The sequence below is a fragment of the Actinoplanes rectilineatus genome (assembly GCF_000962825.1).
Lineage (GTDB): Bacteria > Actinomycetota > Actinomycetes > Mycobacteriales > Micromonosporaceae > Actinoplanes > Actinoplanes rectilineatus.
This window is the reverse complement of the sequence record NZ_JZKF01000017.1, coordinates 135,960-145,680: the sequence shown is the minus strand read 5'-3', so window position 1 is coordinate 145,680 and position 9,721 is coordinate 135,960. Positions and strand designations below refer to the sequence as shown.

Annotated in this window: 8 protein-coding genes and 3 tRNA genes; 7 read left to right on the top strand and 4 right to left on the bottom strand. The window is 70.3% G+C overall.

Annotated features, from left to right (window positions below; translation table 11 throughout):
• Positions 1–382: 382 nt before the first annotated feature.
• The 4 genes from WH85_RS15920 to WH85_RS15905 all read right to left on the bottom strand — a co-directional run bounded on the left by WH85_RS15920 (position 383) and on the right by WH85_RS15905 (position 4,964).
• Positions 383–1,237, bottom strand: a complete 855-nt coding sequence (locus WH85_RS15920; RefSeq protein WP_211275368.1) for a Rieske (2Fe-2S) protein — start codon at positions 1,235–1,237, stop codon at positions 383–385.
• A 36-nt stretch (positions 1,238–1,273) separates the two neighbouring features.
• Positions 1,274–2,647, bottom strand: coding sequence for a dihydrolipoyl dehydrogenase family protein (locus tag WH85_RS15915; protein WP_045742622.1), 1,374 nt, complete (start codon positions 2,645–2,647; stop codon positions 1,274–1,276).
• A 104-nt stretch (positions 2,648–2,751) separates the two neighbouring features.
• Positions 2,752–4,077 (bottom strand): cryptochrome/photolyase family protein, encoded by a 1,326-nt coding sequence (locus tag WH85_RS15910; RefSeq protein ID WP_045742621.1) that lies wholly within the window; start codon positions 4,075–4,077, stop codon positions 2,752–2,754.
• A complete protein-coding gene (locus tag WH85_RS15905; protein ID WP_045742620.1) occupies positions 4,077–4,964 on the bottom strand; it encodes a phytoene/squalene synthase family protein in 888 nt (295 codons plus the stop codon). Before WH85_RS15905 ends, WH85_RS15910 begins: the two co-directional genes overlap by 1 nt.
• A gap of 69 nt (positions 4,965–5,033) precedes the next feature.
• Between WH85_RS15905 and WH85_RS15900 the strand changes: the two genes are divergently transcribed.
• From WH85_RS15900 to WH85_RS15870, 7 genes are all read left to right on the top strand, one after another.
• Positions 5,034–6,104 carry a polyprenyl synthetase family protein gene (locus tag WH85_RS15900; protein WP_045742619.1) on the top strand — a complete coding sequence of 357 codons (1,071 nt, stop codon included), beginning with the start codon at positions 5,034–5,036 and terminating at the stop codon, positions 6,102–6,104.
• 34 nt (positions 6,105–6,138) lie between these two features.
• Positions 6,139–7,623, top strand: a complete 1,485-nt coding sequence (gene crtI, locus WH85_RS15895) for a phytoene desaturase family protein (RefSeq protein WP_045742618.1) — start codon at positions 6,139–6,141, stop codon at positions 7,621–7,623.
• Positions 7,620–8,219: an isopentenyl-diphosphate Delta-isomerase gene (gene idi / locus WH85_RS15890; protein ID WP_045742617.1), complete on the top strand. Its 600-nt coding sequence runs from the start codon at positions 7,620–7,622 to the stop codon at positions 8,217–8,219. The genes crtI and idi overlap by 4 nt, the downstream gene beginning before the upstream one ends.
• On the top strand, positions 8,209–9,147 hold the full coding sequence (locus WH85_RS15885; RefSeq protein ID WP_045742616.1) for a MerR family transcriptional regulator: 939 nt from the start codon (positions 8,209–8,211) through the stop codon (positions 9,145–9,147). Before idi ends, WH85_RS15885 begins: the two co-directional genes overlap by 11 nt.
• Before the next feature lie 187 nt (positions 9,148–9,334).
• Positions 9,335–9,407 (top strand) — tRNA-Glu (locus WH85_RS15880).
• 61 nt (positions 9,408–9,468) lie between these two features.
• Positions 9,469–9,542 (top strand) — tRNA-Asp (locus tag WH85_RS15875).
• A gap of 13 nt (positions 9,543–9,555) precedes the next feature.
• Positions 9,556–9,629: transfer RNA gene (locus WH85_RS15870), tRNA-Phe, on the top strand.
• Positions 9,630–9,721: the final 92 nt, after the last annotated feature.

Genomic DNA, 9,721 nt, shown 5'->3' with positions numbered 1-9,721 from the left:
TTGGCACTGGCTTATCAAGCACCCTGTTGAGTTCTCAAAGAACAACCGCACACCATCTCACGACCCGCTTCCGCGGCCCGTTGCCCGGGGCACTCGCTCAACTTTACTAGGTCTTCTTGGCGTTGTCAACCGGTTTCTCCCGGTTGCTGCCGATCTAACCTAGTTCGCCCCACCGATCAGAGCCCATGGCTATGCCCTGGTCTCAAGATCAGAAGTTTTAGCAGGACGGCCGGTCCGAAGCCCTCCACTGAAGTGGAATTCTTCGTTTTGCCTCGCCCGTTTCCCTGCTGGCTCGCAAAACATTACCCGCAGGTCTCCCGCTGCTCCAAATCGGGTACCAGTGTTGCGCATAACCCCTGCTCAACGCCGGGAAAAGCCAGAATCAGGGTCGGCGCACCTCGACGGCTCCGTCGCGAACCCGTACCGGCAGAACGGGTTGCGCATTCCCGGCCGGCCCGTGCACTACCGCCCCGTCGGCCAGCCTGAACGTGCTTCCGTGCCACGGGCACACCACGCAGGCGTCCGCGCCGGTCCCCTCGATCTCGCCCTCACCGAGCGGACCGGCCTCGTGGGAGCAGCGCTCGATCAGCGCGGTGACCTGATCGCCGCGCCGGTGAAGCAGGACCGGGACACCACCCGCCTTCCGGACCGCGGTCTTCCCGTCCGGTAGCGAGGCCAGCGAGGAGACCACGGTCCACGACTCCGGGACGAGGGCTACCTCCGGCGCCGCGTGGCTGATGCCGGCGCCTTGCGCGTACGAGAGATGGCCTCCGAGATAGGCGCCCGCTCCCGCAACCGAAAGTCCGGCGTAAGCCAGTGCCCGGCCCCGACCGGCATGGCCGGTGAGCCGTGCGATCAGCGAGCTCACGTAGAGACCGGTGGCGACCGCGTTGGTCGCCGCGTGCACCAGGCCGACCCGGCGCCGGTCCCGGGTCGTCTCGGACCAGTCGACCCAGCCGGCGATCGCGGCCGGCACGACTCCGGCGGTGCCGACCGCGATCAGCGTGGTGGCGGACCGGCGCCCACCCGGCACCAGGTCGAGGATCGCCGCGGAGAGGAACGCCCCGACGGGAACCTGGACCAGGACCGGGTGCAGCGGGTGCCCCCACGGGCTGCCATGCAGGAGGTCGCGCAGTCGGCGTGGCCGGACCGCCGCCGTGACCACGGACTGGATTCTGTCGCCGGCGCCGTCGAGGGCGTCAGCCTGTTCGAGTCTGGTGATCGCCTGGCGCAACATGTCAGACGGGTGCCCGGGAGACGGCGACCGAAACGTCTAGGCGAGTGCCTTCAGGGCATCGCCGATCCCGCGGTGGAAGGTCGGGTAGGCCCAGATCTGACTGGCAAGCGTGCTCAGCGGCACCTCGGCGTGCACCGCCACCGCCAGCGCGCCGATCATCTCGCCACCGGACGGCCCCGCGGTGCTGGCGCCGACCAGGACTCCCCGCCCGGCGTCCGCGATCACCTTGATGAAGCCCTCGTTGCCGGGTCCGTGGATGAAACCCCGGGAGGTGTACGAGAGCGGCACATGTCCCACCCGCACGTCGAGGCCGGCGTCGCGGGCCTGCTTCTCGGTCAGTCCCACCGCACCGATCTCCGGGTCGAGGAACGTGACGCGGGGCAGTGCCCGGTAGTCGGCGCCCGGCCCGCCCTGTCCGAGAATGTCGCGGACCGCGATGTCGGCCTCGTACATCGCCATGTGGGTGAAGGCACCGTGGCCGGTCACGTCGCCGACCGCCCAGATCCCGTCGGCGGCGCGCATCCGGTCGTCGGTGCCGAGGAACCGGGCCTGCGGGTCGAGCCCCACGGTCTCGAGTCCGAGGTCGGTGAGGCGTGCGCTGCGACCGGTCGCGATCAGCAGTCGTTCGCCGGTGACGGTGCTGCCGTCGGTGAGGGTGACGGTGAAGCCGCCGTCGTGGTCGACGCGTTCGGCGTGCACCCCGAGCCGGACGGTGACGCCGTCGGCGGCGAGCACCTCGGCCGCCACCGCCGACGATTCGGGTTCCTCGGCGGCGAGCACCCGCGGCGAGCCCTCGATGATCGTGACCTGGACGCCGAAACGGGCGAAGGCCTGGGCGAACTCGCAGCCGATCGCGCCGCCGCCGAGGATCAGCAGCGATGCGGGGAGGGTGGTGACCTCGACGGCTTCCCGGTTGGTCCAGTACGGGGTGCCGGCGAGACCGTCGATCGGCGGGATGACGGCGGCGGTGCCGGTCGCGATGACGAGACCGCGGCCGGCCGCGTACACCTGCTCACCGACCTTGACGCGGCCGGGACCGACGATCGTGGCCCGGCCTCGCACGAAGGTCCCGCCCTTGCCGGTGAACCGGTCGACGGCGACCTTGTCGTTCCAGTCGTCGGTGGCCTCGTCGCGGATGCGTTTGGCGACCGGTGCCCAGTCCGGTGTGACGGTCGAGGTGCCGGCGAGCTGCGGGATGCGGCGAGCCTCGGCGAGGGCCGACCCGGCACGGACCATGATCTTGGTGGGGATGCATCCCCAGTAGGGGCATTCGCCGCCGACCAGGTTGTGTTCGACGCCGACCACGCTCAGGCCGGCCGCGGCGAGCCGGCCGCCGACCTCCTCGCCGCCGACTCCGAGACCGACGACCACGACGTCCACTTGCTGAACTGCTTCGACCGATTCACCCATGGGGCACAGCTAAGCAAAGAAAGAACGGCAGCGGAGCCCACCGGTTGACGTTTTGACGGACGCAACGCCGGCGGGCCCCGCTCCCTTCCGCTCGAAAGCGGAATCTACGGCCGCAGCCACACGGCTTCGTCGCGATGCGACTCGAGTGGCGCGGGGTAGTCGAGGTCACGGCGTATCGAAGTGGGCAGGCGCCACGGCTGGTGCACGGCGGCGCCGTCGATTCCCTTGAGTTCGGGTACGTAGCGACGAACGTACACGCCTTCGGGGTCGAACCGTTGCGCTTGACGGATCGGGTTGAAGCGTCGGTAGGGACGGGTGTCGTTGCCGGTCCCGGCCACCCACTGCCAGTTGCCGGAGTTGTTCGGGACGTCGCCGTCGAGCAGCCAGCGGAAGAACCACCGTTCGCCGAGGCGCCAGTCGATGCCCAGGTGCTTGGTGAGGAACGCCGCGGTGATCAGGCGGGCCCGGTTGTGCATCCAGCCCTCGGTGCGCAGCTGGCGCATCCCGGCGTCGACGACCGGGACCCCGGTGAGTCCGTCCTGCCAGTGCCGCAGGGCGTCCTCGTCGGTGCGCCAGCCGGTGTCCCGGGCGGCCTGGATCGGTTCGGTGGAGATCTTCGGGAAGATCGCGACGACCTGGTAATAGAAGTCGCGCCAGCAGAGCTGACGGACGAAGGCGTCGGCGTTGCGGGACCTGGCCGCCTCGGCGACGGCCAGGGGCGACAGGCAACCCCAGCGGAGGTACGGGCTGAGCCTGCTGGTCGCATCACCCGGCATGTCGTCGTGCGCTTCCGCGTACCCGTCGAGATGGCGCAACCATGTGCTCAGCCGCCGCCGAGCGACGGTCTCGCCTCCTTCGGCGGCATGGGGTGATTCGCCGTCCGGGACGGCCGGCAGACGTCCGACGCTGATCCCGCCGGGCAGAGTGACGGCGGCCGGTACTGCTGCCTCGGTCCGCCATGTCGCCTGTGACCAGGACCGGTGGTAGGGCGAGAACACCTTGTACGCCGCCCCGCCGCTGCCGGGCCGGACCGCGCCCGGTTCGACGATCGTCACGCCGGGGAACAGTTCGAGGGCGAGGCGGTGCCGTTCGCACTCCTCGGCGAGGCGGAGTTCCCGGCGGCGGGCGTAACGGCTGACGTCCGCGGCGAGGCCGACCCACGCGGCGTCGTGCTCCCGGGCCACCTTGATCGTCTCGGCGACCGGGTCGCCGGTGCGCAGGACCAGGTCGCCGCCGCGTTCACGCAGCTGTTCGCGCAGGTCGGCGAGGCTCTGGTGGAGGAACCGGGTGCGGTTCGGGGAGAGCGAGCCGAGCGTCGGGTCGAGCACGTAGAGCGGGATCACCCGGTCGGCGTTCGCGCACGCCGCGGCGAGGGCCGGGTTGTCGTGCACCCGCAGATCGCGGGTGAACAGGACGACCGCGGTCCGCATCAGGCCGCCAACTGGATCGGGGTGCCCGGGCGGGTCAGCAGGCTGCGGACGGCGACCGCGGCCCGGCGGTGGTTGGGCACGGTGGCGCGTCGGGTGAAGACGTCGTGGCCGGCCGCCTCGATCTCGTCGAGGATGCCGCCGTAGAGCTGGAAGGCGGTCCGCATGCAGGCCTGGGAGGCGGGTTCCAGCAGCGGGATGCCGGGGGCGGCGGCCGCGTAGTGCTCGCGGGCCAGCGCCACCTCGGCCTTGATCAGGTTGCGGATCGGCGGGGTGGTGACGCCGCGTTCCAGGTCCTCGCGGGTGACGCCGTGCGCGGCGAGATGCTCCTCGGGCAGGTAGATCCGGTCGCGTCGCAGGTCCTCGGCGACGTCCCGGATGAAGTTGGTGAGCTGGAACGCGAAGCCCAGCTGGCGGGCGGGTTCGCGGGCGGCGACCGGGTCGGAGGAGCCCAGGATCGGCAACATCATGGTGCCGATGACGGCGGCCGAGCCGTCCATGTAGTCGAGCAGGTCGTCGTAGGTGCGGTAGCCGGTGACGGTGATGTCCATGGCCATGCTGCGCAGGAACTTCTCGAAGTCCTCGAGGTCCAGGTCGAACACTGCGATGGTGTGCAGGACGGCGGGCAGCAGCTCGTCGTCGACGTCCTCGCCGCGCAGTCCGGCGAGGAACCGGTCGGACCAGGCGGTCAGCAGGGCGGCCCGCTCGGCGGGGGGCCGGGACTCGGTGCGGTCCACGATTTCGTCCGCATATCGGGTGAAACCGTACAGGGCATGCACGTGCCGCCGCTTCCACGCCGGTAGCAACCGGGTGGCCAGGTAGTACGTCCGCCCGTGCTCTCGGTGCAGCTCGCGGCAGCGTTCATAGGCCGCCGCCAAATCGGTTTCCATCCCGGGCCTCCCGGTTAAATCGACGCACGAATCGACGCAACTTCAACGAGTTAGGGTACGGTACCCAGCGTGGCCAATCACACCCTCGAGGGAAATCGCGTCGAAGCGATCCCCCGCCAGCCGGTCTCGCATCGAGCGCTGATCGGCGCCGTCGAGGGCACGCTCGCCGATTTCCTCGCCTCGCAGATCGCCGCCCTGGACGCCGTCGACCCCGAGCTGGGCGGCTTCGCCCGGACTGCCCGTGACCTGGTGATGGCCGGCGGCAAGCGACTCCGGCCGACCTTCGCGTACTGGGGGTGGCGTGGGATCACCGGCCCAGCCGAACCGGTCGAACCTGTACTACCCGCTCTCGGCGCTCTCGAACTCATGCACACGTTCGCGCTGGTCCACGACGACGTGATGGACGATTCGGCCACCCGCCGGGGACGGCCCACCGCGCACCGGCTCTTCGCCGCCCGCAACGGCACCAGGTTCGGGACGTCCGCGGCGATACTGGCCGGCGACCTCTGCCTGGTGTGGGCGGATCAACTGCTGGCGCGTACCCCGCTGACACCGCACGTGCTGATGGAGGCCCGCACCCGGTATGACCGGATGCGCATCGAAGCCGTCGCCGGGCAGTACCTCGACGTGCTCGGCGAGACCGACCCCGGCTCGTGGTCGGTGGAACGCGCACTGCTCGTCGCCCGGCACAAGACCGCCAGCTACACCGTGCAATGGCCGCTCGGCTTCGGCCTGGCGCTGGCCGGCGGCGACCCGCGCCTGGACGAGGCGTTCCAGATCTACGGCATCGCGGTCGGCGAGGCCTTCCAGCTGCGCGACGACCTGCTCGGTGTGTACGGCGACCCGGCGGTCACCGGCAAACCCGCCGACGACGACCTGCGCAGCGAGAAACCGACCACCCTGCGGATGCTGGCCCGGCGGATGGCCACCGACGCGCAGCGCGACGAACTCGACCGGGGTGCCGGCCCCTCCCGGCAGGCGCAGATCATCACCGCGACCGGCGCACGGGACCGCGTCGAGGAGATGATCCAGGAGCGGGTCGAGGAGGGTGTCGCGGCGATCCGGGCGGCGCCCATGCAGCCCGACGCGCGGGCCGCACTGCTCGAGCTGGCCGTCGCCGCCACGCACCGACCGGCATGATCCCTGTTCTTCCCCCTCTGTCTGGAGTCGTGACGTGCGAGTTGTGAACGGGCCCACCGAACGCGTCGTGGTGGTCGGCGCCGGCTTGGGCGGATTGGCGTGCGCCCTGCACCTGGCCGCGGCCGGGCGCCAGGTCACCGTCGTCGAACGGGAACCGGTGCCGGGCGGCCGGGCCGGGCGGCTGGCCCTCGGTGGATACGAGTTCGACACCGGGCCCACCGTGCTGACCATGCCGGAACTGATCGAGGAACCCCTGGCGGCGGTCGGCGAGAAGCTCTCGGACTGGCTGGAGCTGACCCCGCTCGACCCGGCGTACCGGGCGTTCTACCCGGACGGGTCGACGCTTGACGTGCGTACCGACACGACCCGGATGGCAGCCGAGATCGCCCGGGTCTGCGGGGCGCGCGAGGCCGACGGCTACCTGCGGTTCGTGGACTACACCCGGCGGCTGTGGCAGCTGGAACGGGACAACTTCATCGACCGGAACCTGGACTCCCCGATCGACCTGCTCAACCTCAACCTGCTGAAGCTGCTGGGAATGGGTGGGTTCCGGCGACTCCAGCCCAAGATCGATCAGTTCTTCAAGGACCCGCGGACCCGGCGGATCTTCTCGTTCCAGGCGATGTACGCGGGACTCGCCCCGCACGACGCGCTCGCCATCTACGCGGTGATCGCGTACCTCGACTCGGTCGCCGGGGTGTACTACCCCAAGGGCGGGATGCACGCGGTGCCGCGGGCGCTGGCCGGCGCCGCCGAGAAACACGGGGTCACCTTCCGGTACGACACGACCGTCGAGAAGGTCACCACGGCACACGGCAAAGCCACCGGAGTGCTCACCGCGGGCGGCGACCACATTCCGGCCGACGTGGTCGTACTCAATCCGGATCTGCCGATCGCCTACCGCGACCTGCTCCCGCCGCGGGCTTCGTCACGCCGGCTCCGCTACTCCCCGTCATGTGTGGTCCTGCACATCGGGTCACGGGCTTCGTTCAGCAAGACCGCACACCACAACATCCATTTCGGTACGTCGTGGAAGGGCACCTTCGACGAGGTGATCAACAAGGGTCTGCTGATGAGCGACCCGTCCCTGCTGGTCACCAACCCGACCCACACCGACCCGTCCGCGGCGCCCGACGGCCGGCAGAGCTACTACGTGCTCGCGCCCGCCCCCAACCTGGACAAGGCACCGTTCGACTGGCGTGGCGGACTCGGCGAGCGCTACGCCGACGAGATCCTGGGCGTGCTGGAACAGCGCGGATACATCGGCTTCCGGGACGGGGTGGAGGTGCGGCGGATCGTGACGCCGGCCGACTGGGCCGACGAGGGCATGGCCGCCGGCACCCCGTTCGCCGCCGCACACACCTTCGCGCAGACCGGGCCGTTCCGCCCGGCCAACCTGCACCCGACGCTACCCAACGTGGTCTTCACCGGCTCCGGGACGCAACCGGGAGTCGGCGTGCCGATGGTGCTGATCTCCGGGAAACTGGCCGCCGCCCGGGTCACCGGGAGCGCCTCGTGACCCACCGGGAGAACCTCCTGGTCGAACTCGTCGACCCGGACGGCACCGCCATCGGGTCGACGACCGTGCTCCGGGCACACGAGGCACCGGGCACGCTGCACCGGGCGTTCTCGGTGTTCCTGCGGGACCCGTCCGGCCGGGTGCTGCTGCAGCAGCGGTCGGCGGCGAAGACCCGGTTCCCGCTGCGCTGGGGCAACACGTGCTGCGGGCATCCGGCGCCCGGACAGTCGGTGGCCGCGGCGGCCGAGGTGCGGATCGGCGAGGAACTGGGCGTCACCGCCTCCGCTCTCTCCTCCACCCTCTCGGAGGTCGGCGTCCACTCGTACTTCGCCGAGGACCCGGTGACCGGGCGGGTGGAGCGGGAGTACGACCACGTGCTCGTGGCCGACGTGCCGGACGGGATGGAGTTCCGGCCCGACCCCGGCGAGGTGGCACGGCTGCTGTGGGTCGCGCCCGAGGACCTGCCGGGGCGTATCTCGGCGGATCCGTTGTCGTACGCGCCCTGGCTCGAAGGGGTCGTCTCGGTCTACTCCTCCGATTTCGCGGTTCACCCGCTTCCGGACTCCTCTCGTTCGGAGCGGTCGGGTGGGCGATGAGGGGCTGAGCCCCGGTGCCGCCGCGCGACGTCTGGGCGTCGCGGTCACCACCCTGCGCACCTGGCATCAGCGTTACGGGCTCGGACCCAGCCGGCACGAGCCGGGACATCATCGGCGTTACACGGTCGAGGACCTCGTCCGGCTGGAGGTGATGCAACGACTGACGGCTCAAGGGGTGGCACCGGCCGAGGCTGCGGCGTGGGCTCGGCGTACCCCGGAACCGGCTCCCGTCCCCGTTGCCGCCCCCGTTGCCGTCCCCGTTGCCGCCCCGGGTTCCTCCCGCTCGGGCGGTGGGCAGACCATCGCCCTCGGGCCGCACGCCGACCCCGCAGCACGGGGGCTCGGACGGTCCGCGATGCGGCTGGACGTGCCGTCGATGCGCTCCGTCCTGGAAGCCGCGATCGCCGGGCGTGGCGTGGTGCCGGCGTGGGAGCAGGTGATCATGCCGGTGCTGATCGGTGTCGGCGAACGGTACGAGGCGACCCGCCGCTTCATCGAGGTCGAACACCTGCTGTCCCGGACGGTCACCGAGGTCCTCGGCGCGGTGCCGCGGCCCTCCGGAACGCCGCGGATCCTCCTGTCCGCCGCCGACGAGGAACAGCACACGCTGCCGCTGGAGGCCCTGGACGCGGCGCTGGCCGAGAAGGGGGTGCCGGCCCGGATGCTGGGTGCGCGGATGCCGGTCCGGGCACTGGAGGATGCGGTGGCCCGGACCGGGCCGGCGGTCGTCGTGCTCTGGTCGCAGCTGCGCGGGACCGGCGACGTCGGCCAGCTCCAGCACCTGATGCGGCTGCCGCACCCGCCACTGGTCGTCGCGGCGGCCGGACCGGGCTGGCCGATGGACGCGCTGCCGGTCGGTGTGACCCCGCTCGGCAGCCTCACCGACGCGGTGAACCTGGCGGCCATCGCCGGAACCGTAGACGTTTGACCTGGTCACAGCGTTGCGAACGGAATCGGGGATACCGATTTGGCGGGCGGTCGGTGGATCACATATGCTTTGCAGGCCTCAACGGGGCGCGGTTGGGGCCAAGCGGCTGAGGTCGAAGCGGCTGAGGTCAAGGCCACCAAACGTTGCCGATCACGCATCCAGCGTGGTGTGCAATGATGGCGGAGTTGCCCTCATCGTCTAGTGGCCTAGGACGCCGCCCTTTCAAGGCGGTAGCACGGGTTCGAATCCCGTTGGGGGTACTGGTAAGTTAGTGATCGCAAGTCACTGACAGACCGGCACGGAATGACAGTTACATAGCAAGGTCCTGTGGAGCAGTTGGAGTGCTCGCCGCCCTGTCAAGGCGGAGGTCGCGGGTTCAAGTCCCGTCAGGACCGCAATGCACGTCGCGGCCAGGTAGCTCAGTTGGTACGAGCGTCCGACTGAAAATCGGAAGGTCGGCGGTTCGACCCCGCCCCTGGCCACTTTTACCGAACCAGGTAGACAAGCCCTCTTCTGCGAATTCGCGGTTGAGGGCTTCGTCATTTCCGGGACTCTTCAGTCGTTTCGGCGGTCG

Excerpts from the sequence above, each read along its gene's own strand:
- WH85_RS15920 (WP_211275368.1), bottom strand. The coding sequence starts at position 1,237 with ATGTTGCGCCAGGCGATCACCAGACTCGAACAGGCTGACGCCCTCGAC.
- WH85_RS15915 (WP_045742622.1), bottom strand. The coding sequence starts at position 2,647 with ATGGGTGAATCGGTCGAAGCAGTTCAGCAAGTGGACGTCGTGGTCGTC.
- WH85_RS15910 (WP_045742621.1), bottom strand. The coding sequence starts at position 4,077 with ATGCGGACCGCGGTCGTCCTGTTCACCCGCGATCTGCGGGTGCACGAC.
- WH85_RS15905 (WP_045742620.1), bottom strand. The coding sequence starts at position 4,964 with ATGGAAACCGATTTGGCGGCGGCCTATGAACGCTGCCGCGAGCTGCAC.